The sequence below is a fragment of the Ochrobactrum soli genome (assembly GCF_003664555.1).
Classification (GTDB): domain Bacteria; phylum Pseudomonadota; class Alphaproteobacteria; order Rhizobiales; family Rhizobiaceae; genus Brucella; species Brucella teleogrylli.
Map to the genome: position 1 here is coordinate 761,045 of NZ_RCHH01000003.1, position 21,175 is coordinate 782,219.

Sequence of the window (21,175 nt, forward strand, 5' to 3'; positions counted from 1 at the left end):
TTCTTTTGGCATTACTGTGCAGACGGCATCATGCCTTTGGCAGCACAAATTCCACACGCCGGTTCTGGGCGCGTCCATCGGGGTTGTCCTTACCCTTGATGTCGTTGGGAGCGACAGGTTCGCTTTCGCCACGCCCTTCCGGCTTCAGGCGCGCCGACGGCACGCCATTGCCGACTAAAAATTCGACAACCGCTCTGGCCCGCGCTTTCGAAAGCTTGAGGTTATAGCTATCGGAGCCCTTGGAATCCGTATAGCCGACAACCTGCACGGTGGAATCCGGTGTGCTGTCCAATATCTTGACGACACCACCCAGTGTGGACTTGGCCTTAGCCGTCAGCTTGGCGCTGTCGAAACCGAACAGGATATCGCTCGAGACAGACAGGACGACGCTGTTGTCTGTCTCGCGCATCGTGATGTTGCCGCTCTTCTCGACAATCTGTTGCGCTGCGGCCGAAAGGCCGCGTGCGTTGTCATCCGTACCGCCGGAAGCCGAAACCAGATCGCGGATTTCCGGCACAAGATCACGGATATAGGCGTTCTTATCCGTATTCAGCCCTGCATCCTGCGCTGTTCCGACCGACGGCAGGCACAGCGCAGCAAGGCCGATCAGACCGAGACGGGTCAATCGATGGATTGTAGCCATTGGCTGTTCCCCCTATTCGGCGGGAACGGCGAATGGTCCGAGCGGCTCGACCCCCTTGATATAGAGCGTCACCTTCTGATCTTTCGGTGGTGCCGGAAAAACGCCGTGCCAGACGCCGACCACAGGCCCCTTGCCGAACAGTGAAACGGAGGTTGGCGTGAGCGGCTTGCCCTCGGAGTCCTTCAACAGCAGATACTTCTTGTCGCCGGCGAGAAGGTAATAATCATTCTCGTACTCCTTGTCTGACATGGAGCTGTAAAGCGTCGAGGAAACGTTGTCGCCTTCCGTGGCGTTCTTGAAACGAACCTTGACGGTTAGCTTGTCGCCGTCGCGGATGGCGCCGCTGACCTCGGCGGTAACCTGACCGCTGCTGTGATAGCCGGTGGCGAGCGGCTGGCCCGCTGATTCTTCAGCCAGCGCTCCAAAGGGCAGGGCGCTTGCAGACAGCAAGACGGTGGCGAGAAGTGTACGTGAGAGAAACGCCATGAGTATCGCTTTCATTTGTTGGACAGCCTGGAGCATTATGCAGTCGGAAGAAATCACCCGGCGTCGCATTCATGCGGTGAGAACAAATAAGGGAGCAGTTCTGGCGGTATTATGAGAGCAGGTTTGATCGGATTATGCTCTAAAAGGTGAACCACTCCGGATGCGGGGCTGAAACCTAACAGTCTGAAAACAAAAATTCTATAAATTTTCAAAAAACCTACAATCTTTTACTTCAAACTTCTTTTCCGTTCGTTACATGATGGGTTGGGCCGGTGTTTCAGGTATTTTTTTCGCGCCGATCTTATCCGTTGGCATCAAAACGCACATTAACGGGTTGAGCTTGGTCGTCGCGGCTGCTAATCCGCCCGCTCCCCGATTTTCTCCCAAAAGGTGCCACGATGACGAAGGCTATTGAGAGCCCATTTGATGGCGTGACATTAGGCATCGATTTCGGCACCACCAACACGGTTCTGTCGGTTGCAAGCCCCGATGGCACCGCGGCTGTGCTGAGCGTCGTCAAGGATGGCGCCGACGTGACCGGCTATCGCTCGATCCTCTGTTTCTGGCAAGATCGCGAAACCGGCGAGCGCACGGTGGAAAGCGGCCCATGGGCGATGGATGCTTTTGTCAATGCGCCGCATTCAACGCGCATGTTGCAATCCTTCAAGACCTTTGCGGCGTCAAAATCCTTCACCGATACGCCGGTCTTCGGCAAACGGTTCAAGTTCGAGGATATTCTGACGACATTCCTCGAAACGGTTGCCGCGCGCCTCGGCGACAGGTTGCCGCCAAAGGGCAATCGCGTGGTGGTCGGGCGTCCGGTTATTTTTGCAGGCGGCTCGCCGGACGAGCAGCTGGCCATGCAGCGCTACGAAAAGGCGTTTCGCGCCTTCGGCTTCACCGACATTCACTATGTCTATGAACCGGTGGCCGCGGCTTATTTTTATGCGCAGGAATTGAAGGCGGATTCGACTGTTCTGGTGGCCGACTTTGGCGGCGGCACGAGCGATTTTTCCATCGTGCGCTTCGAAGTAGGTAAGGGCGGTCTTTCCTTCACGCCGATGAGCCAGACCGGTCTTGGCATTGCGGGCGACACATTCGACTACCGCATCATCGACAATGCGGTTTCGCCATTGCTCGGCAAGGGCACGGAATACAAGTCCTTCGGCAAGCGCCTGACCATGCCGAACCATTATTACGCAAATTTCGCGCGCTGGAACACGCTGTTCCTGATGAACTCGCCCGCGACGATCCGCGACCTGACCGAGCTTGCCAAGCAGGCGGTCGAGCCGGAAGCGCTGGAGCATTTCATCAATCTGATCGAGAATGATTACGGCTACGAAATCTATCGCGCCGTTTCGAACCTGAAGGTTCGCCTCTCATCCGAGCGCATCGCGGAACTGCATTTCAAGGCGGACGATTTTGAAATTCGCTCGGATATCACCCGCAACGATTTCGAAAACTGGATCGCCGAGGATGTGCGCCAGATCGAACAGTCGGTGGATGAAGCCGTGGAAAAGGCCGGACTGCAATCCGGCAATATCGACCGCGTTTTCCTGACGGGCGGCACGTCCTTTGTGCCGGCCATCCGCACCGCATTCGAAAGCCGCTTTCCCGATGCGGCCGTGACCAGCTCCAACCAGTTCGATTCGATTGCCACGGGTTTGGCGCTGATCGGACAGGACGCCGATATCGACCGCTGGTCGGTGAAGTGATTGCCAAAGGCGCTCTGTTCTGACAAGCGCTTTAGGATGCAGTTGCCGTATCGGCAAAACAGCTGGCGATCTTTCCATTCGCGCCAAGCTTTTTGGCCCATTTGACCAGATCCGGCACTTCACTCCTGTCGGCCATGCCGCCCCAGACGTCTTTAAGCTGCGGTGTCTTGCCTGAAAGGTCGAAGAAGAAATAGCCGGGGTCGGCGACCGGAACATCGGCATAAACGACTGCCCATTCACCGCTTTGCATGAAACTGTCGATTTTGACCGCAGTTGGCTTCACCTTCTTGCGAAGGCTTTTGGCAATCAGGGCCGAGTAATCGGACCGCTGTTGCTTGGTCAGGCTCGTGGTAACCCCGTCGCAGGGCGATTTGGCGAAGGCGCTCCCCGGCGATGCCAGAAACGCCATTGCAATGAAACCATTGATGCAGGCCGTCTTGAAGATTGCGTTCATCATTCCCCTCCGAACGATTGCTGTCGAGTGCGCTTGATAGAGCTTACTTAAATCCCGGAAAGCCATCCAGTCGCCACTGACGATCCGGCTTGCGGACCGATGCGGAAAACATGCGAATCTTACCTTTTATTTGGTCCTTGAGAACAAGGCCGACCGATGGAAAGCGGCTGTCATTCGCGTTGTCCCGATTGTCCCCCATAATATAGTATTCATTATCCGCGAGTGTCTTTGCGTCGATATTATCACCGAAACTATTATTGACCATGTCCAGCAGTATATAGCTTTTGCCTTTCGGTGTTGTTTCCCGCACGAAACGACATTGATAATAAGTGCTGGATTCTGTCTCTTCGGGGCACCCCCCATCGAGAGTCGATGAAATTGGTGTCATCTTAAGCGGTTCACCATTGATAATTGGTATCCCGTCCTCGATCTCGATTGTTTCTCCAGGCAAGCCTATGATCCGCCCGAGGAATACCGTATCCACAAGCTGGCCGGGGCCGCCCAACAAGCTTTTCGATATATAGTGGACCTTGTAGGCAACGAGATCGCCCCGTTCCATGGTTTCGGTCGACGCATAGCTGGTGGTGGCGACCACATCCCCCGGACCAAAAGTGGGCATCATGGATGAGCTGGTCACTCTGAGGTTCATGACTTCCGCTGAAGCAGCATAACATCCAACTATGCTGATAAGGCCAGCCGCAAACATTTGGAAAAAGTCCATTCTGCCTCTGTTTGAATATCACGTGCCAATGACGTTCGCTGGTTCCTGTCGGTAATCTTATGCAGGCATTTTTTGCCAAAGGGCTTTTATCCCTGCCATACCGTTTTGACCATTGCCACTCAAAAACGCAATGAAAACAATCGTTGGGCGGACAGTGTTAATTCAAAATTAATCAATATTTTCAAAGGGTAAACAAGACATCGTTAACGATCCATCAAGGTTAATACTCCATTATCGGCTTCGTTAAGCACATCCCGAAAAGCGTGAAACGGCTTCGGAACCTGTGCGCGAGAACTGAAGTCTGTGTGAGTGGAGTGTGCGGTGCGTCTTGTGTCGATACGAGCGCTGTTTGGCCGACGGAAGGCCGTTGCCGAGCCGGTATGGCATTATCCTGTCACGGGCTATTGCCCGGAGGATGGTCGCTATTATGCCGTGCGCGCGAAACCGCGTCACATCGCCCGCAGGCCGCAGCGTCTGATCCCGCTGGTCCTCACAGCCTTCGCCTATCTCTTCAATTCCAATGCGATTGCCTTTCAGGATATGGCGAGCCTCGTGCCGTCTGCTGATCTCGGCACGCATCGCTGGACGGCTTTTGTCGCCAAGGCTCCCGTTGGTTCGGTGCATCAGGCGGAAATGCCCTTTGTCGATGCAACGACCGTCACCGGCAGCATCGCCACCAACGGCATCGAAGTGCCGGGCATCGGTCGTGTAGCGCTTTCGGGCGGCAAGAAGACCGCGAAGCTCGGCCCGGATGATCCCAACCCGGACGAAAACCGCATCAACCGCGCCGACAAGACGGGCCGTCTGGTCTCGGTGCAGCCAAAGGCGCCCGCCAAGGCGTTCACCGCGGGCAGCATGTTCGACAAGATCAGCATGATCACCCGCCCGCCGGAAAAGACCGACACCAAGATGGCCTTTTCCAGCAAGCTTGAAGGCAAGGAAATCGACATCACCATGGCCTTCCATGCCGTGAAGCCGCCAAAGCCGCGCGCAGAAATGCCGGTGCAACTGGCCAAGCTGATCAACAATGACCAGCCGGATGTGCTGGCCCTGGGTTATGCACCGTCTGCGCCTGATTATGGAAAAACATCACCCTTTGAGAGTATCCTGAAACCAGACCCGAGCGAGGGGCGTTTCGTCCCGCCCATCGGACAGGAAGATCACGACTGGGCGGCAACTCCGTTGCCGCCTTCGGCATTTAGCAAGGGCGAACAGAAGTGCCTCGCCGAAGCCGTTTATTACGAGGCGCGTGGCGAAACGGTCAAAGGGCAGGTGGCTGTGGCGCAGGTCGTGCTCAACCGCGTGCGCAACCCGGCCTATCCGGGCACCATTTGCGGGGTGGTCTATCAGAACCGCGATTGGCTGAATGCCTGCCAGTTCTCCTTTGCCTGCGACGGGCAGAAACATCGTGTTACCGAGATGCCGCAATGGCGCATGGCGCAGCAGGTGGCGAAGACGGTGTCGTCCGGTCAGATATGGCTGCCGGAAGTGGGCTCGGCCACGCATTATCATGCAACCTATGTGAAGCCCTTCTGGGCACCCACCATGAAGAAGCTGACCAAGATCGGCCTTCATGTGTTCTACCGCACCTATGGCGGCGGGTGGAGCTGACAAGCATTTCCAGCAAAAATTGCGAAGCGACTTTGCGTTCGGAAAAGCGTAGGGAAGAAAGCATTTCCAGCAAAAGTGTGAAGCCCGCGGCGGCAAGCCCGCTGGACTGCCCACTGATACAGCTTTGATCTATCCGGTATCCACCCGCAAAGGCCCGCTTTAGCAGAGCTTGCTGCGGCTTCGATTTCATAAAATATGCGCGAATAAATGTCTGGCGTGTCGATCCGGCCCGCCTGCGCGTAGCTATTCTTATTATCTAAATTAGATGTAAAATAATATATAGATAAAGTTACTTCATATTTAACTTTATTAGTGTATATATGAATATTTTGTAATATAGACATGATACTTTAAAATAAATATAAGATAGGAATCATCGGAGTTTGTTCATCTTTTTTGATGTGTGAGGGGTAATGAAAGTTTTAAATAAGAATTTGGCGTATTTGCTTATTGGTACATCTTCTTTATTAGGCGTTGCACATATTGCGATGGCGCAGCAGCTGGAGCTTGATCCTAACCCTGCACCCATTTTGGTTGAGGGGGCTGGCTGGGTTAGGTCTGTTGCCCAAGGCGTTTCTGCTGACGGCAGTGTGATTTTTGGGTACGTTGCAGATACGACTGGCGGCGCTACTACTGCTTCAGTCTGGGATAGCAAAACTGGAAAACTGACTGTCCTCCAAAATTTGGCTTTGGACGCAGGTCGTCCGTTTTCTGCGAATGGTGCGTCTGCTGACGGGAAGGTTATTTTTGGCGGCACGGTCGACGCCCAAGGTGTGCAGCGCCCTCTGGTGTGGTTGAATGAAACGTCGACGCCAACTGGTCTTGACGCTCTCGATGCCAATAGTACGGCGGTCGCCCATGCAATTTCGGCCGACGGAACGACGATTGTCGGATCCTCGAACAGTAATGGTGCTTTGAACAACGGTCATGCCGTTCTTTGGTCGCGTGTTAACGGTGCCTATTCGATCCTTGATCTTGGAACATTGGGTGGCGCTACTTCCGCCGCGGCTGCCGTTTCCCACGATGGATCGGTGATTGTCGGTTCGGCAGATTTGGATGCGACACATAACCATGCTGCGGCATGGTACGACATAGATTCGCATGCGGTGGATCTTGGGACTTTGGGTGGTAACTCCAGCGCACGCGGCTTGTCTGCCGATGGAACCGTAATTGTTGGACAGTCGAACCTGGCTGGTGGAGATTTGCGCGCCGTGGCGTGGTACGGCAAAAACGCGAATCCGGTGAATCTGGGCGTTTTGAATGGCGGATCGAGCTCTTTTGCCCGTACTGTGTCCGCTGATGGCAGTGTCATCATCGGGGGGGCAACGTATTCATCAACAGCTGATACCCATGCCGTAGCGTGGTATAATCAAGAGACAACACCGACCGATCTGGGCACTTTAGGGGGCAAGGCTTCTGACGCAACTGCCGTTTCAGCGAATGGGGGGTTATCGTTGGCCATGCGACGAATGAGAGCGATGCAATCCACGCCGTGGTTTGGATTGGCGGTGCGACATCGCCGACAGACCTTGGGACTTTGGGGGGCAAGGCTTCCTATACGAGCGGCGTCTCTGCTGATGGGACTGTGATCGTCGGTTACTCTTATGGCGCCGATACTGTTCCACATACCGCGCTCTGGAAACTCGTGACGGTAACGCCGCCCGATCCTAAGCCGAACCCCACTCCGACCCCTGATCCGGACCCGAACGCGAATGGGAAGCCGACACCAGCACCGGAACCAACGCCCACGCCTGTCGGCATCGATGTCACCAATACGGTGCAGACGGTTGCCGCACTTGCCAATGACACCTTCTCGGTCGTCGGCTCGCAAGGCGCCATTGTTGGCCGGCTGATGGGCGGCAGCAGCAGCGGTCAGGGCTTCAACGACTTCTCCGGCGCCGGTCTCGGCATGGCGCGGGGTGGCGAAAGCTGGTACGGCATCTATTCCGACGTTGGCCGCGCAGGCGACAGCAAGGATGTGCTCGGCTGGATGACGCTCGGTCACGCCTTCACCGATAATTTCTCGGCAGGCGCAACCATTGCCCATACGTTCTGGCAGGACATGCCGGACAATTTCGACCGCACCAACAATAATCTCGGCGGCGGTATCTATGCGCAGTGGAAAGACCGGACCCAGAGCGGAACCTGGTATATGCGTGGTTCGGCTGCGATCAATCGCTATGATGTCGAGCGGACGCGTCAGGTGCTGGGCTATACCGAACCGGGCAGCGGTGACAGCACCGTCAATGGTTGGGGCGTACAGCTGGAAGCAGGGCAGTCGTTTGATCTCGGCAACAAGGCATCGTTCGGTTATTACGGCGGCTTGGACTATACCGACCTGAAAATGGACGGCTATACCGAATCCGGCGCTCATTTCCCATTCACCTATTCGGATGTGAAGTCACAGCGCACCACGGCCTATCTCGGTCTCAATTACGGCATGGCGCTGACCGACAAGGTCAACTGGTCCGTCAATGCCGAGATCGAGCAGGATTTGTCGCACAAGGACCCGAGCGTAATCGCCAGCGCCGACTATATCGGCTCGTTCAAGTTCGATTCCGATGCGGCGCATACACGCGGCAGCCTGTCGACCACGGTTTCCTATGCGTTCAGCGATGCCGTCAGCATCGGCGTGACGCCTTATGTAAACCGCACGGTCAACAAGGATACGGCCTTCGGCGCGATCATCGGCCTTTCTGGCAAGTTTTAAGCTTTGCCGGGCAAGGAACGGTTCTGCTTGGCATGAAGCGTTAGAGCCGACGGCAGATCGGCTTCGACGTGCCGTTTAGCGAAACTGTCATTATGAAAACAAACAGGCGGGAGAGGGCAACCTCTTCCGCCTGTTGCGTTGCGCCCGTTCTTGACCCAGCTTTCCCTGTCTGTGTTTCACTGCTCGACAGCAAGCACTTGGCGCAGTGCGCTCTCACGCGAATCCAGGGCAAGTTTGATCGTTGATCGCGGCGGAAACCGGATGGCTGAAGCAGGGCCCGCGTTTCATTGGCGCTGGAGCCGCTCCGGCTGCGATACGCTGGGGATAGTGGCAACGAAAAAGTGAAGGATTCGCGCCACATTCTTGGACTTTGGGCGGAAAATGAGTCGCACCATTAGCTATCCAATTGTTTTTTATGAATAAAAAACCTTCTGGAGCAGTGGCTTCACCGCCTTGACTAGCGGGCGGGGTGTCAATATGTTGCGCGCAACTTGGAAATGGGGTTTTGAACCTGCCTTTCTTGAAAAAAGGAGCTGCCAATGGCACGGGGAATTGAGCCCGAAAAGCCATCCGGTGCTGTCAAGGATGGGCAAGGGCAACCTGCTTCCGGGGAGCTGGATCAGCGTTTGAACCGTCTTGAGGCCGAATTGGTCAAGAAGGGCATGTTCAAGAAGCCAGCTTCCGAGGAGGAGCGGTCGGAGACGGCAAGTTCGGTCGCGCAGGCCATGAAGCTTTCCAGCGAGTTTATCGCTGGGATCGTGGTGGGTGCGGTGCTTGGCTGGTTCATCGATCGTGTCGCCGGCACGTCGCCTTGGGGATTGATCGTATTTCTCCTACTGGGCTTCGCAGCGGGTGTCCTCAATGTGCTTCGTTCCGTAGGTTATGTCGCCGATCAAGGCGGCATTAAGACTAACGCGGAAAAGAGTGACAGGAAATAAGACTTGGCGGACTTTACGGTAAAGTTCGTTCAAGTGTAAGTGATAAGCGGGCCGGATGCATGTCGGGCCCCGAGACTGAAACGCCTTCGGGTAGACCAAGTCGCCTCAGGGCAGACTAAATCGCCTTCGGGCAGGCCAAATCGCCTTCGGGCAGGGAAGACAGACGAGGTTAAGGTGGCGAACGATCCGATCCATCAGTTCCAGATTTCTCGGTGGATTCCCATCGATGTAGGCGGCGTTGACCTGTCGTTCACGAATGTTTCGGCTTTCATGGTCGCAACCGTCGTGGTCGCTTCGGGCTTCCTTTATCTGACATCGTCGGGCCGCGGTCTTATCCCGACCCGTCTGCAGTCGGTTTCGGAAATGGCCTACGAATTCGTGGCGACAAGCCTGCGGGATTCGGCTGGTTCGAAGGGTATGAAGTTCTTCCCCTTCGTCTTCTCGCTGTTCATGTTCGTGCTGGTCGCGAATTTCATCGGTCTCTTCCCGTATTTCTACACTGTCACCAGCCAGATCATCGTGACGTTCGCTCTCGCGTGCCTGGTCATCGGTACGGTCATCGTCTACGGTTTCTTCAAGCACGGTTTCGGCTTCCTCAAGCTGTTCGTGCCGAGCGGTGTTCCCGGCATCATCGTGCCGCTGGTTGTCGCCATTGAAATCATCTCGTTCCTGTCGCGTCCGATCAGCCTCTCGGTTCGTCTTTTTGCGAACATGCTTGCAGGCCACATCACGCTCAAGGTTTTTGCCGGCTTTGTTGTTTCGCTGGCCGCTCTTGGGCCCATCGGCGTCGGTGGCGCGGTGCTGCCGCTCATCATGACGGTTGCGATCACCGCACTCGAATTCCTCGTAGCCTTCCTCCAGGCCTACGTGTTTACCGTTCTCACCTGCATGTACATCAACGACGCAGTACATCCGGGACACTGAGTTCAAACCGGCGGGCGACCGCCAGAACTGAAATCCGCGCTTATATTTCAATCCAGAAGGAGCTTAACATGGAAGCGGAAGCAGCAAAGTACATCGGCGCCGGTCTCGCCTGTTTCGGTATGGCCGGTACGGCTCTCGGCCTCGGCAACATCTTCGGCCAATACCTCTCCGGCGCTCTGCGCAACCCGTCCGCTGCTGACAGCCAGTTCGGCCGTCTGGTGTTCGGTTTCGCCGTTACGGAAGCTCTGGGCATCTTCTCGCTGCTCATCGCGCTTCTGCTCCTCTTCGCCGTCTAATAAACGGTTCAAGAGTCTGGCCTGCCGCGATCTGTATCTTGAAATGCAGCGCGGCTGGCCTTTGCATATGACGTTCGAGTAGGCATGATCCCGGAAGACGGGAACCGGTTTTCGGATCAGATCATGCTCGATTTAAGGGGAAATCTGGATGTTCGTGTCCACGGCGTTTGCCCAAACCGCCACCGAATCGCAACCGGCACCAGCTGCTGGTGAGCACGGCGCAGCTGATGCTGTGCACACCGAAACCGGGGTCGCGCAGGATGCCGGACACGGCAGCGGCGTATTCCCTCCGTTCGATTCCACCCACTACGCCTCGCAGCTTCTGTGGCTGGCGATCACTTTCGGTCTTTTCTATCTGTTCATGTCGCGCGTGGTTCTGCCGCGCATTGGCGGCGTGATCGAAACCCGTCGTGACCGTATCGCCCAGGATCTCGAGCAGGCTGCCCGTCTCAAGCAGGATGCCGATAACGCCATCGTTGCTTATGAGCAGGAACTGGCCCAGGCCCGCACCAAGGCCGCTTCCATTGCAGAAGCTGCTCGCGAAAAAGGCAAGGGCGAAGCAGACGCCGAACGCGCTGCTGCCGAAGCTGCGCTGGAAGGCAAGCTCAAGGACGCCGAAGAGCGTATTGCTGCGATCAAGGCCAAGGCCATGAGCGACGTCGGCACCATCGCCGAGGAAACCACGGCTGAAATCGTCGAACAGCTTCTGGGCACCAAGGCCGACAAGGCTTCGGTAACAGCCGCTGTCAAGGCCGTGAACGCCTGAGGAGAGGACAATGGACGCTACATTTTGGGCACTTGTTGGCCTCATCATCTTCCTGGCGATCCTCGCCTATCTGAAAGTTCCGGCCATGGTTGGTCGTTCGCTCGATGAGCGTGCCGATCACATCAAGAAGGAACTGGAAGAAGCCCGTACGCTGCGCGAAGAAGCACAGCAGCTTCTGGCCGAATACCATCGCAAGCGCAAGGAAGCCGAAAAGGAAGCAGGCGATATCGTCGCCGCTGCTGAACGCGAAGCCAAGGCTCTTCTCGAAGACGCCAAGCGTGCGACTGAAGAATATGTGGCCCGCCGTAACAAGCTGGCTGAACAGAAGATCGCAACCGCTGAAGTAGACGCTATCAATGCCGTCCGCGCTTCGGCTGTCGATCTCGCCGTTGCCGCCGCTGGCAAGCTTGTCGCCGACAAGGTTGACACCAAGGTTTCCGGCGGTCTGTTCAAGGACGCACTGGTTCAGGTCAAGTCGAACATGAACTAAGGTTCTCGCGACCTTTTGAGTTTTGAAATGCCGCCTGAAAGGGCGGCATTTTTGTTTTAATAAGGCCTCGGAGAGGGTGCGCCAATTCGGCGGTGCATACCAGTGGAATGGATGAGCCATTCAGGGACATGCCGAGTATTCGAAAAGAATGGAGCTACCGGGGGCGATGGATGACATAACCGGCGCGATCTGGTTGATCGCCGCCAGTGGCGCCTGATAAATCCACCAGGATTCGATCGGTGCAGCTTCCGGTTTTGCGCTCGCATCTTTTCGGACCGAGCCGGATAAGGGCTCATTCCTGCGGACTGATTTCCGTTCAGGCGTTTCGCATCTACACGATGCGCTTAAGTGTGAGGCTCAAAGCGTCCCTTGATCGGTGCGAAAGTGTAACGGTGCAGGCCGGGGATGGGGCCGTCGCTTTCAATGGCGGCGCGGTGGCGGGCGGTTGCATAGCCTGCATGCACTTCCATGCCGTAGATCGTGTGAACGCTGCCTGCGCGCTCCATCATGCGATCCCGCGTCACTTTGGCGACGATGGAAGCCGCAGCAATCGACACGGAGCGCTGATCGCCCTTCACGAGGGCGGAACCGGGGCAGGGCAGGCCGGGCGGTACATCGCGCCCATCAATCAATGCGTGGCATGGCTGTAAGATCAGCCCGTGTACGGCGCGACGCATGGCTTCCAAAGCAGCTTTCCGAATATCGCTGACATCGATGCTGCGGGCGCTGAGACTTGCAACAGAGACGCTTATGGCCTTCGCCAGAATAGTCTCATAGAGCGCATCGCGCTTGGCTGCATTGAGACGTTTGGAATCGTCTAGCCCGTCGGGAACGTCGCTTGCGTCCAGCAGCACGGCAGCAGCTACGACCGGCCCGGCGAGAGGCCCGCGCCCCGCTTCATCGATGCCGACAATATGGCGAAGCCCACGCGCCAGCAGCCTCGCTTCTTCAGAGAAGTCGGGCACGAGTGGGATGTCGAATAGAAGAGGAGAATCAGAAGCCGTGCTTTTCATGAGGCGGCGATTTTCGCATTGCCTCCGATTCTCCGCAAGGTCCTGCCAAGAGGAATGGTGGCGGGAAGCAGGACCCGATCCGCCTGACGGGACAGGCGGAAATAGATAGTGTGTTAATCTGTATTGGGTGTGGCCATCAAAACAATGACAACTGCTTGCCGCCTTTCTGGACGGGTTCGAACAGATCGGTACGCAGGTGTTTGCGCTGGCTGTTGAAGCCGAACTTGCGGGCGGCGATTTCAAACCGGCGGCCGATCTGCCAGGCATAAGGGCCGGTGCCGCGCATCCGCTTGCCCCATTCGGCATCGTAGTCCTTGCCGTCGCGCATCGAGCGCACCAGCGACATCACATGCCGGTAACGGTCGGGATAATTGCGCAGCAGCCAATCCTTGAACAAGGGCGCTACTTCCAGCGGCAGGCGCAGCAGTACATAGCCAGCCTCGCGCGCTCCTTGCGCATAAGCCGCGTCGAGAATGCGCTCGATCTCGTGATCGTTGATACCCGGAATGACAGGTCCCATCATGACCGAAGCCGGAATACCTGCATCGGTCAGCTTGCGGATTGCCTGAAGGCGCAGGCTCGGCGTCGAAGCGCGCGGCTCCATCGTGCGGGCCAGATGCGCGTCCAGCGTCGTCACCGATAGCGCGACCTTGGCGAGACCCTTTTCAGCCATGCGGCTCAAAATGTCGATATCGCGCACCACAAGCGCCGATTTCGTTACGATGCCGACGGGGTGGTTGGCCGCTTCCAACACTTCGAGAATTTCGCGCATGATGCGCCATTTCTTCTCGATCGGCTGGTATGGATCGGTATTGGTGCCGATGGCAATCGTCTTGGGCTGATAGCCAGCCTTCGCCAGTTCGCGTTCCAGAAGGCGCGGCGCGTCCGGCTTGGCGAACAGGCGGGATTCGAAATCGAGACCAGCCGACAGCCCCATATAGCTATGGCTCGGGCGGGCGAAACAATAGATGCAGCCATGCTCGCAACCGCGATAAGGATTGATCGAACGGTCGAAGCTGATATCGGGAGAATCGTTGCGGGTGATGATCGTGCGCGGCTTTTCCACCTGCACATCGGTGTTAAAAGCGGGCAGCTCTTCCAGCGTCGTCCAGCCGTCGTCGAAATCCTCGCGCGTGGTCGGCTCAAAGCGTCCCGTCGGATTAATGCCCGCACCGCGTCCACGCCGACGGCTGTGATCGATCCGCAGCCCCGCTTCGCCGACAAGCGCGTTGGCATGCTCCGCACGGCCAGTGCCGAATGCGGCCATGTCTGCCTGCTTGATGATATCTGCGTGCTGGATAGCTGCCACCTTCATCTCCCTGCGGAGCTTCAAAGCATGTCCGGCAAAGCCTCTGACGGCTTGCATGCGGCAACGCTTCTGGTAATTGTCCGACTCTGTCTGATGAATCTATTCCTATCCGAAGAGTAAGAACAAATCAAGAACATAGTTCGTTCCGCTTTCCGTTCACGCGCTGTTGATATAAGAAGCGCGCATGCTGTCCGTGATTATAGAAACGCAGAATTCCGAAAAGCCTCTGACCCACACATTGTCGGCGCTTGTGCCAGCGGTGGTGGAGGGGCTTGTTCGTCGCGTTCTGGTGATCGACAAAGGCTCGTCGGATGAAACCGCACTGGTGGCGATTGGCGCCGGATGTTCGTTCAGCGATGGCGCGGATAAGGCGGCGGCGTTAAGCGAGATCCGCACGCCCTGGGTTCTGGTTCTCGCGCCGGGCGCTATTCCGCAGGATGGATGGGAAGAAGTTGCGCGTCGCCATATGGAAGGCACAAGTGATCCGGCGCGGTTCACGCTGGCCGGGGAGCGCGGGCTTGGCGGGTTGAAGGCGGCAGTGTTCGGCAAGGGGCCGACGCTCGATGCCGGGCTTCTGGTTCGGCTGGATATGATCAAGCCTCTGATTTTGGACGGGATGGCTTTTGCTGGGCTTCCGCGTCAGATGAAGCCAGTGCGGCTCAAGCATGGCATTCATCCGCCCACGCAGGATTGAAGCGGTCCCTAAGAGCCTGTTCCAAAAGTCGTCCTGTGTGGCTGCAAATGGCAATCTTCTGCGTTCCGGTGCTCACGTACTTTGAGTACGCCCCGCTCCGGTACTCGAAAATCACCATTTTCGCACACACGTGCCGCTTTTTGATTCAGGCTCTAAACAGCAAAAGGCGAAGCAGGAGCTTCGCCTTTTTGTAAGATAGCAGCTTTCGCTTCTATCTTGATTAGTTCTGGTAGCTCGAAGGCGAAGCGTCGCCAAAACGATGTGCAGAACCGTCCTGATAGGTCGAACCCGACTGGATCGTCGCGGTTGCGGTGTGGTCAACGGTCTGAGAAGCAACCGGGGTGCGGTCGTTTGCATAGAGGTCGGCCGGTTCGCCGACATGCGGGTTTTCTGCGAAAGCAGCACCGGCGCTAAGGGCAACGGCAACGGCAGCAAGAGCAAGCTTTTTCATTTTCATATTCCTTTGAAGATCGCCCTTCGGATGGCACCCGAACCAATCGGGAAGCAAGTAAGGGCACCCGGGTGGCTCAGGCACCATCCTTCGGGGAGATAACTGTTGAAGCCGGATCGTTTGAGGCCCGGCCTTGGGCGTCAGCGTTCGAACGCGACGCCCGTTATGCAGCAGGCTTTGGCCTGATTAGTTCTGGTAGCTCGAAGGCGAAGCGTCGCCAAAACGATGCGCGGAACCGTCCTGATAGGCCGAACCCGACTGGATCGTCGCAGTTGCGGTGTGGTCAACGGTCTGCGAAGCAACCGGGGTGCGGTCGTTTGCATAAAGGTCTGCAGGTTCGCCAACATGTGGGTTTTCTGCGAAGGCAGCACCGGCGCTAAGGGCAAGGGCGGCAGCAGCAAGAGCAAACGTTTTCATTTTCATATTCCTTTTCGTTTGCCGCACGAACGACACCCAATCACTGGGTTCTGTCCGGGGCGTCCCGGGTGGCCGAAATGCCATCCATCAGGGAGGGGAAATCAATCGCCGGGATTGCTTGGGAGGATTCCGGCAGGGCGGGCGTCAGCGGCGTTTTCAGCGCGACGCCCGTTATGCAGTCAGGCGTAGGCCTGATTAGTTCTGGTAGCTCGAAGGCGAAGCGTCGCCAAAACGATGTGCAGAACCGTCCTGATAGGCCGAACCAGACTGGATGGTTGCGGTTGCGGTGTGGTCAACAGTCTGCGAAACAACCGGGGTGCGGTCATTTGCATAGAGGTCTGCAGGTTCGCCAACATATGGGTTTTCAGCGAAGGCAGCGCCGGCGCTCAGGGCGAGGGCAGCAGCAGCAAGAACAATCTTTTTCATTTCCTATCTCCTTGGAAACTGGAGCGGCGTTTCTTTTCGTCGTTCCGATGCAGCTGAAATGGGTGACAATGGGCAAAAGTTCCAGTCACGAAAATGTTTTGTTAATCACACATTCGTGCTCGTTAATATTTGGAAACAATCGAAAATAGGAAAAATATATACGTAAAATCAACAGTTTGATTGATATACCAGCAATCACGTGACTGTTATATGACGCTTTTTGTTCATAAATCGCGAACAGAGTGTCCGTGTTTATTGTCCAATAAGAGTGAACAATAGCTGGCTTTTGAATAGGGTGTTACTGACTATCGAAGGAGAATGGATTTCTGCGGGCTGCACGCAAGCGCAAAGCAGGCAGAATCAATATCGGAGGAGGCGGGTTACAGCTGTGTGAGGGTTACGATGCAGCTGTGCCGGTCGCGATGACAAACCAGTCCGGCTTTTCGGCTCTCATGCGGGCTGCGGCCTTTTGCAGGGCGTCTTCGTCGGCGAAGATTGCAAAACAGGTCGCGCCGGAACCGGACATCTGGGCGTATAGCGCATCGCCCGCCCGTAGCAGCGCAAGCTTGTCGCCGATTTGCGGAGCAAGCGCCAGGGCTGGCGACAGGAGATCATTGCGCGTCGTGCCAAGGTAATGGCAGAGCGCGCCGAGTTCATTCTGGTCGGGCGGCAGCAAGGCGGGATTGTTCCGCTTGTCGAGGGCGCGAAACACATCGGGCGTGGCAAGCGCCGTGCCGTCATTGACGAGCAGCAGGGGCAGGGCCGGAAGGCCCGTAACAGGTGCAAGGTCTTCGCCAATGCCGCGCGCCGTCAGCGGCGTGCCATGCGCCGCACCATGCAGGCACATGGGCAGATCAGCGCCAAGCGCCAGACCGAGCGCGGCGAGCCGGTCGAAATCGAATTGGAGGTTCCAGAGCGTGTTGAGGGCAAGCAATGTGGCCGCCGCATCGCTGGAGCCGCCGCCAATACCCGATGCTATGGGCAGGTTTTTTTCAAGATGAATGGCAACGGGCGGCAGATCGCGCCCGGAATGCGCGCGCAATGCATCGCGCGCCTTGAGCACCAGATTGCCGCCATCGAGGGGAACCGCCGAGGCGAAAGGCCCGCTGACCGTAAACCGGTCTTCCGGAGCATCGGCAACCGTTATCGTATCGCCATAGTGCGCAAAGACCACCAGCATGTCGAGCAGATGATAGCCATCGTCGCGCCGTCCGGTGACGTGCAGCGCGAGGTTGATTTTCGCAGGGGCAAGACGGGTAACAGACCGGCTGTCAGCAGGCCGGGCGCGCAACAGGGTGTCGGTCATCGGGGTTTAAGCGGATCAGTCTTTCTTGACGTAATATTCGCCGGTTTTCGGGTCCTGCACCAGCGTGCCGTTGGCACGGTTCTGCGCTTCCTTCTCGGCCTGACGAACGCGCTGCGACACGCGTGTGGCTTCACGCTTGAACGAGCGGTAGCCATACCAGGCGGCGATGATGATCAGCAGCAGAAAAATGAGCTGTGGCATGACCAAATTCCTTATGTGTCGTGTTGGGCGCGCGCTTATCGCACCCTGTCATTTCTGACATCTTATCACGAGAAACCGTGATGTTTCAAAGACCATAGCGTCCCCAAAGCGCTTTTTCTTCAGCAACGGAGAGCAGGCCGTCGCCGAGATGGGCGGCAATTTCCGCCGGTTCCAAGCCGGAAAACGCCGATGAAAGCGCCATGCCGACGCCCGGAACCTTGCGGCCAAGCAGTCCGCGCTGGGGCTGGATCAGCTGGAGCTCCACCTTGTCGCCATAGGTCTTGCGCAGGAAACTGCGCATGTCGCCCAGCCCGTCGATGAGGCCGAGCTGCAAGGCTGTCGTGCCGGTCCAGAACAGGCCGGTGAACAGGTCGGATTCCTCGACAAGCTTGTTGCCACGCCGTTCCTTGACCATTTCGATGAAGGTGTCGTGGATTTCGAGTTGCAGCGATTTCAGCCGTTCGATGTCGGCCTTCTTTTCCGGCTGGAACGGATCAAGCGTGACCTTGTTGCTGCCGGCGGTATAGACGCGCCGCTCCACGCCGATTTTCTTCAGCAATTCCGGAAAACCGAATGACGCGGACACCACGCCGATGGAGCCGACGATGGAGGAGGGGTCTGCGATGATCTCGTCACCGGCCAGGGCAATCATATAACCGCCGGATGCGGCCACATCCTCAACGAAGATGAAAACCTTTTTCTGGTGTTCGGAGGCGAGATCGCGAATGCGGCGATAGATCAGGCGCGACTGCACCGGTGAACCGCCGGGAGAATTGAGCGAAATCGCCACGGCTGGCGCATGCTTGTTGCTGAAAGCCTTTTCCAGCACGGCGGCGGTCGATGCCAGCGATAGCGACGGGCGCAGCGCTGAACCCCCACTCATGATGGCGCCATGCAGGCGCACGACGGGAATTTCAATTGCGGCATTGCGAAAGCGGCGCGGAACAAGGCGCGTCAATAAACCGGGCAAGGCAAACTCCAAACTGGATCAACTGTTGGTTGCCAATGTAGGAACCAATCTGGGAAACACAAAGAAAACCCTCCGAAAATTTATATCTTCGGAGGGTGAGTAGGATCATTTTTTCGCGGGTTTTGCCACGATCCGCAACAGTCCGTAGCCGAATATGGCCGAGAGCGCCGAACCGGCCAGAACGCCAATTTTCGTTTCGGTCTGCATGAGATCGGACGGGAAGGACAAAAGCCCGATGAAAATGCTCATGGTAAAGCCGATGCCGCACAATATGGCGACGCCATAAAGCTGCGCCCAGCTGGCGCCCATCGGCTTTTGCGCAAGGCCGGTCTTGATGGCGAGCCAGGCTGCGCCGAACACGCCAAGCTGCTTGCCAACAAAAAGCCCGAGCAGAATGCCGAGTGTCAGCGTGTCGCCCATCACCGAGGCATCGAGCCCGGCAAAGGAAATGCCCGCATTGGCAAAGCCGAAGATCGGCACGATGAGGAAGGCGACCGGTTTTGCCAGCGCATGTTCGAGGATGTGCAGCGGTGACGTCATGTCATCCGGTTTGCCGGGCGCAGGTTTCAGCGGCACCATCAGCGCTGTCACCACACCGGCGACGGTGGCGTGAACGCCGGAATTGAGCACGAAGAACCACAAAATTGCGCCACCGATCAGATAGGGCAGCAGCTTCATCACGCCCATGCGGTTCATCGCGAAAAGCGCAATCGCAGTTATGAAAGCCCCGCCCAGATAGGGCATCGAGATTTCGGCTGTGTAGAAAATGGCGATGATGACGACGGCGGCCAGATCATCGAGAATGGCGAGCGTCGCCAGAAAAACCTTGAGGCTCGACGGTACGCGTGAGCCGAGCAGCGACAGGACCCCGAGCGCAAAGGCGATATCGGTTGCGGAAGGCACCGCCCAGCCCCGCACTTTTTCGGCATCGTGAAAATTCAGCGACGCGAAGATGATCGCAGGCAGGATCACGCCGCCTGCTGCGGCAATGCCCGGTAGCATCCGGTTTGGCCAGCTTGCAAGCTGCCCGTCGATGAATTCGCGTTTGATCTCCAGCCCGACGAGCAGGAAAAACACCGCCATCAGCGCATCATTGATCCAGTGCGCAAGGCTCAATGGGCCCATATAGACGTGAAGCGCATCGAAATAGATTTGCGAGAAGGGTGAGTTGGCCACGATGAGCGCAAGCGCTGCCGCTGCCATCAGCACCAGGCCACCGGCAACCTCGCTATCCAGAAAGCGTCGCATGAGAGATACGGGGCGAGCGGAATTTGGACTGTGGTTCATCGGTCTCCTTAAAGAAACTGTTAGGTGCTTTGCGGCGCATCCACTTCGTAGAGCACAAGATCGCGGTCGGTGATGCCGAGTGTCGGCCATGTCGAACGCCAGGCGGCAATGTGCCCGGAGGCAAAATGTTTGTCCAGCGAAGCCCGGTCCAGCCACAGCTCTTTTACATGGATAAGACCCGGATCGAGAATGTCGGCGGCATAGGAATAGTCGATGCAGCCAGCCTCGGCGCGGCTGGCTTCGATCATTTGCTGCATGACAGGGCGCGCCTCATTCAACTTCGCAGCAGGCAGCCGAACGGTTCCGACGATAAGCAGCACGGTTTATTCTCCCCGGATCAAAGAAGCGCGGTCTGGCCGTTGTTGATGGCATTGGCGCGGGGTGTGAAACCGTTGCCGCTGTCGCCATGCAGGACGAGTGGCGGCATGAACGAGAGACCGGCGCGGCTGCCCCGCGTGCCGGTGACGACGATACGGATTGCCGCTGCGTCACCGCGGGGGTGCACCGGCACGATGCGCAAGCCGCCGAAGCGCCCGGTGAGCGCTTCCAGAATGAGCGCAATCGAGCCCGGTCGCGCTATGATGGCGATGCCGCCGCCCGGCCGGACGATGGCCGCCGCCGTGCGCACCCATTGTTCGAACATGCCTTCGGGCATGACATGCGCTTCCGCCTTGAGCGGATCGGGCGTGCGCCGGTCCGCCGCTTCGTTGAAAGGCGGGTTCATGATGGCGAAATCGAAGCTGTTATCGGCAAGACCTGCCGCAACACGCGCTTTTCCGGTCAGCGCCACATCCGCTTCCACAATCGCGAGGCGGTCTGCCAGAGCTGTATTCAGGGGATGCGCGATGGTCTTTCTGGCAAAGCCGACCATCAGGCCAGAGCGTTCGACAAGGGTAATGCGGCTTGCCGCGCATCGGGCCGCAACCGCAAGCCCGGCTGCACCCGCACCGCTGCCAAGATCGGCGAGGCGTCCGGCAAAGCCGTCCGGCACCGCGCTTGCAAGGATCATCGCATCGACGCCGGAGCGATGCCCTTTCATTGCCGGTTGCACGAGATGAAAAGCGCCGCGATGAAAGACATCCAGCGTTTCTTCAATCTCGTCTTCGGTCGTCAGGGTCATTGATCGCGCAGTTCGTGTTCAATCTCGGCATCGATCAGGATTTGCCGCGCTTCGTCCAGCTGATCCTCACTGACCAGAAGACGGCGCGGCAGTACGCCTAACGACCCCTCGATAATGCTCATATTGGTGTCTGCGATGAAATAAGCTATTCCCGCTTCCTTCATCAAGGCTTCGGCGAAAGACAAAAGGACGGAATCGTTGGTGCGGATAAGTTCGATCATTTACCT

The 21,175-nt window shown here is 57.1% G+C and carries 26 protein-coding genes; 10 read left to right on the plus strand and 16 right to left on the minus strand.

Annotated features, from left to right (window positions below; translation table 11 throughout):
* Window positions 1–28: 28 nt before the first annotated feature.
* Window positions 29–643 (minus strand): OmpA family protein, encoded by a 615-nt coding sequence (locus tag D8666_RS24605; RefSeq protein ID WP_109368415.1) that lies wholly within the window; start codon window positions 641–643, stop codon window positions 29–31.
* A gap of 12 nt (window positions 644–655) precedes the next feature.
* Window positions 656–1,144, minus strand: coding sequence for a hypothetical protein (locus tag D8666_RS08955; RefSeq protein WP_121537466.1), 489 nt, complete (start codon window positions 1,142–1,144; stop codon window positions 656–658).
* Between the two features lie 383 nt (window positions 1,145–1,527).
* Here D8666_RS08955 and D8666_RS08960 point away from each other — a divergent pair, with 383 nt between their 5' ends.
* Window positions 1,528–2,844, plus strand: coding sequence for an Hsp70 family protein (locus D8666_RS08960; protein WP_109368416.1), 1,317 nt, complete (start codon window positions 1,528–1,530; stop codon window positions 2,842–2,844).
* 31 nt (window positions 2,845–2,875) lie between these two features.
* On the opposite strand, the gene D8666_RS08965 is transcribed toward D8666_RS08960, so the two are convergent.
* Together D8666_RS08965 and lepB are read right to left on the minus strand one after the other, a co-directional pair.
* Window positions 2,876–3,301, minus strand: a complete 426-nt coding sequence (locus tag D8666_RS08965) for a hypothetical protein (protein WP_235858907.1) — start codon at window positions 3,299–3,301, stop codon at window positions 2,876–2,878.
* A 40-nt stretch (window positions 3,302–3,341) separates the two neighbouring features.
* Window positions 3,342–4,019, minus strand: coding sequence for a signal peptidase I (gene lepB / locus D8666_RS08970; RefSeq protein ID WP_121537328.1), 678 nt, complete (start codon window positions 4,017–4,019; stop codon window positions 3,342–3,344).
* 321 nt (window positions 4,020–4,340) lie between these two features.
* On the opposite strand from lepB, the gene D8666_RS08975 reads away from it, so the two are divergent.
* From D8666_RS08975 to D8666_RS09010, 8 genes are all read left to right on the plus strand, one after another.
* A complete protein-coding gene (locus D8666_RS08975; RefSeq protein ID WP_109368418.1) occupies window positions 4,341–5,630 on the plus strand; it encodes a cell wall hydrolase in 1,290 nt (429 codons plus the stop codon).
* A gap of 413 nt (window positions 5,631–6,043) precedes the next feature.
* Entirely contained in the window at window positions 6,044–7,219 is a 1,176-nt protein-coding gene (locus D8666_RS08980; RefSeq protein WP_109368419.1) for a hypothetical protein, read from the plus strand.
* Window positions 7,123–8,340, plus strand: a complete 1,218-nt coding sequence (locus tag D8666_RS24580; protein ID WP_124915182.1) for an autotransporter outer membrane beta-barrel domain-containing protein — start codon at window positions 7,123–7,125, stop codon at window positions 8,338–8,340. The genes D8666_RS08980 and D8666_RS24580 overlap by 97 nt, the downstream gene beginning before the upstream one ends.
* Window positions 8,341–8,879: 539 nt before the next feature.
* A complete protein-coding gene (locus tag D8666_RS08990; protein ID WP_109368421.1) occupies window positions 8,880–9,278 on the plus strand; it encodes an AtpZ/AtpI family protein in 399 nt (132 codons plus the stop codon).
* A gap of 174 nt (window positions 9,279–9,452) precedes the next feature.
* Window positions 9,453–10,202: a F0F1 ATP synthase subunit A gene (locus D8666_RS08995; RefSeq protein ID WP_109368422.1), complete on the plus strand. Its 750-nt coding sequence runs from the start codon at window positions 9,453–9,455 to the stop codon at window positions 10,200–10,202.
* A gap of 68 nt (window positions 10,203–10,270) precedes the next feature.
* Window positions 10,271–10,498 carry a F0F1 ATP synthase subunit C gene (locus tag D8666_RS09000; RefSeq protein WP_002963544.1) on the plus strand — a complete coding sequence of 76 codons (228 nt, stop codon included), beginning with the start codon at window positions 10,271–10,273 and terminating at the stop codon, window positions 10,496–10,498.
* 148 nt (window positions 10,499–10,646) lie between these two features.
* Window positions 10,647–11,264 (plus strand): F0F1 ATP synthase subunit B, encoded by a 618-nt coding sequence (locus tag D8666_RS09005; RefSeq protein ID WP_109368423.1) that lies wholly within the window; start codon window positions 10,647–10,649, stop codon window positions 11,262–11,264.
* Window positions 11,265–11,274: 10 nt separating this feature from the next.
* Entirely contained in the window at window positions 11,275–11,754 is a 480-nt protein-coding gene (locus D8666_RS09010) for a F0F1 ATP synthase subunit B (RefSeq protein WP_109368424.1), read from the plus strand.
* Between the two features lie 344 nt (window positions 11,755–12,098).
* On the opposite strand, the gene rnhB is transcribed toward D8666_RS09010, so the two are convergent.
* Together rnhB and D8666_RS09020 are read right to left on the minus strand one after the other, a co-directional pair.
* Window positions 12,099–12,767 (minus strand): ribonuclease HII, encoded by a 669-nt coding sequence (gene rnhB, locus D8666_RS09015; RefSeq protein ID WP_109368425.1) that lies wholly within the window; start codon window positions 12,765–12,767, stop codon window positions 12,099–12,101.
* Window positions 12,768–12,903: 136 nt separating this feature from the next.
* Entirely contained in the window at window positions 12,904–14,076 is a 1,173-nt protein-coding gene (locus tag D8666_RS09020) for a PA0069 family radical SAM protein (protein ID WP_209445964.1), read from the minus strand.
* 184 nt (window positions 14,077–14,260) lie between these two features.
* Here D8666_RS09020 and D8666_RS09025 point away from each other — a divergent pair, with 184 nt between their 5' ends.
* Entirely contained in the window at window positions 14,261–14,770 is a 510-nt protein-coding gene (locus D8666_RS09025; RefSeq protein WP_109368427.1) for a glycosyl transferase, read from the plus strand.
* A 220-nt stretch (window positions 14,771–14,990) separates the two neighbouring features.
* On the opposite strand, the gene D8666_RS09030 is transcribed toward D8666_RS09025, so the two are convergent.
* From D8666_RS09030 to D8666_RS09070, 10 genes are all read right to left on the minus strand, one after another.
* Window positions 14,991–15,221 (minus strand): hypothetical protein, encoded by a 231-nt coding sequence (locus tag D8666_RS09030; protein WP_109368428.1) that lies wholly within the window; start codon window positions 15,219–15,221, stop codon window positions 14,991–14,993.
* A 186-nt stretch (window positions 15,222–15,407) separates the two neighbouring features.
* On the minus strand, window positions 15,408–15,638 hold the full coding sequence (locus D8666_RS09035; protein WP_109368429.1) for a hypothetical protein: 231 nt from the start codon (window positions 15,636–15,638) through the stop codon (window positions 15,408–15,410).
* A gap of 195 nt (window positions 15,639–15,833) precedes the next feature.
* Window positions 15,834–16,064 carry a hypothetical protein gene (locus D8666_RS09040; protein ID WP_109368430.1) on the minus strand — a complete coding sequence of 77 codons (231 nt, stop codon included), beginning with the start codon at window positions 16,062–16,064 and terminating at the stop codon, window positions 15,834–15,836.
* A 397-nt stretch (window positions 16,065–16,461) separates the two neighbouring features.
* On the minus strand, window positions 16,462–17,370 hold the full coding sequence (locus tag D8666_RS09045; protein WP_109368431.1) for a 4-(cytidine 5'-diphospho)-2-C-methyl-D-erythritol kinase: 909 nt from the start codon (window positions 17,368–17,370) through the stop codon (window positions 16,462–16,464).
* Between the two features lie 15 nt (window positions 17,371–17,385).
* The gene (locus tag D8666_RS09050) at window positions 17,386–17,571 is read right to left on the minus strand and encodes a hypothetical protein (RefSeq protein ID WP_109368432.1); all 186 of its coding nucleotides are present in this window, start codon (window positions 17,569–17,571) and stop codon (window positions 17,386–17,388) included.
* An 85-nt stretch (window positions 17,572–17,656) separates the two neighbouring features.
* Entirely contained in the window at window positions 17,657–18,541 is an 885-nt protein-coding gene (locus D8666_RS24445; RefSeq protein ID WP_171316579.1) for a S49 family peptidase, read from the minus strand.
* 105 nt (window positions 18,542–18,646) lie between these two features.
* Complete coding sequence (gene nhaA / locus D8666_RS24450) at window positions 18,647–19,828, minus strand: Na+/H+ antiporter NhaA (protein ID WP_171316575.1); 1,182 nt, start codon at window positions 19,826–19,828, stop codon at window positions 18,647–18,649.
* Between the two features lie 20 nt (window positions 19,829–19,848).
* A complete protein-coding gene (locus tag D8666_RS09060) occupies window positions 19,849–20,148 on the minus strand; it encodes a putative quinol monooxygenase (RefSeq protein ID WP_109368433.1) in 300 nt (99 codons plus the stop codon).
* Window positions 20,149–20,165: 17 nt separating this feature from the next.
* A complete protein-coding gene (locus D8666_RS09065; protein WP_109368434.1) occupies window positions 20,166–20,948 on the minus strand; it encodes a tRNA1(Val) (adenine(37)-N6)-methyltransferase in 783 nt (260 codons plus the stop codon).
* Complete coding sequence (locus D8666_RS09070) at window positions 20,945–21,169, minus strand: putative signal transducing protein (RefSeq protein WP_109368435.1); 225 nt, start codon at window positions 21,167–21,169, stop codon at window positions 20,945–20,947. Before D8666_RS09070 ends, D8666_RS09065 begins: the two co-directional genes overlap by 4 nt.
* Window positions 21,170–21,175: the final 6 nt, after the last annotated feature.

Coding starts and splice junctions, on each gene's coding strand:
- D8666_RS08990 (WP_109368421.1), top strand. CDS start 8,880: ATGGCACGGGGAATTGAGCCCGAAAAGCCATCCGGTGCTGTCAAGGAT.
- D8666_RS09040 (WP_109368430.1), bottom strand. CDS start 16,064: ATGAAAAAGATTGTTCTTGCTGCTGCTGCCCTCGCCCTGAGCGCCGGC.
- D8666_RS09010 (WP_109368424.1), top strand. CDS start 11,275: ATGGACGCTACATTTTGGGCACTTGTTGGCCTCATCATCTTCCTGGCG.
- rnhB (WP_109368425.1), bottom strand. CDS start 12,767: ATGAAAAGCACGGCTTCTGATTCTCCTCTTCTATTCGACATCCCACTC.
- D8666_RS09035 (WP_109368429.1), bottom strand. CDS start 15,638: ATGAAAACGTTTGCTCTTGCTGCTGCCGCCCTTGCCCTTAGCGCCGGT.
- nhaA (WP_171316575.1), bottom strand. CDS start 19,828: ATGAACCACAGTCCAAATTCCGCTCGCCCCGTATCTCTCATGCGACGC.
- D8666_RS09030 (WP_109368428.1), bottom strand. CDS start 15,221: ATGAAAAAGCTTGCTCTTGCTGCCGTTGCCGTTGCCCTTAGCGCCGGT.
- D8666_RS09050 (WP_109368432.1), bottom strand. CDS start 17,571: ATGCCACAGCTCATTTTTCTGCTGCTGATCATCATCGCCGCCTGGTAT.
- D8666_RS09005 (WP_109368423.1), top strand. CDS start 10,647: ATGTTCGTGTCCACGGCGTTTGCCCAAACCGCCACCGAATCGCAACCG.
- D8666_RS08955 (WP_121537466.1), bottom strand. CDS start 1,144: ATGAAAGCGATACTCATGGCGTTTCTCTCACGTACACTTCTCGCCACC.
- D8666_RS08960 (WP_109368416.1), top strand. CDS start 1,528: ATGACGAAGGCTATTGAGAGCCCATTTGATGGCGTGACATTAGGCATC.
- D8666_RS09065 (WP_109368434.1), bottom strand. CDS start 20,948: ATGACCCTGACGACCGAAGACGAGATTGAAGAAACGCTGGATGTCTTT.
- D8666_RS09070 (WP_109368435.1), bottom strand. CDS start 21,169: ATGATCGAACTTATCCGCACCAACGATTCCGTCCTTTTGTCTTTCGCC.
- D8666_RS08980 (WP_109368419.1), top strand. CDS start 6,044: ATGAAAGTTTTAAATAAGAATTTGGCGTATTTGCTTATTGGTACATCT.
- D8666_RS09045 (WP_109368431.1), bottom strand. CDS start 17,370: ATGACCGACACCCTGTTGCGCGCCCGGCCTGCTGACAGCCGGTCTGTT.
- D8666_RS24605 (WP_109368415.1), bottom strand. CDS start 643: ATGGCTACAATCCATCGATTGACCCGTCTCGGTCTGATCGGCCTTGCT.
- lepB (WP_121537328.1), bottom strand. CDS start 4,019: ATGGACTTTTTCCAAATGTTTGCGGCTGGCCTTATCAGCATAGTTGGA.
- D8666_RS08965 (WP_235858907.1), bottom strand. CDS start 3,301: ATGATGAACGCAATCTTCAAGACGGCCTGCATCAATGGTTTCATTGCA.
- D8666_RS09025 (WP_109368427.1), top strand. CDS start 14,261: ATGCTGTCCGTGATTATAGAAACGCAGAATTCCGAAAAGCCTCTGACC.
- D8666_RS09000 (WP_002963544.1), top strand. CDS start 10,271: ATGGAAGCGGAAGCAGCAAAGTACATCGGCGCCGGTCTCGCCTGTTTC.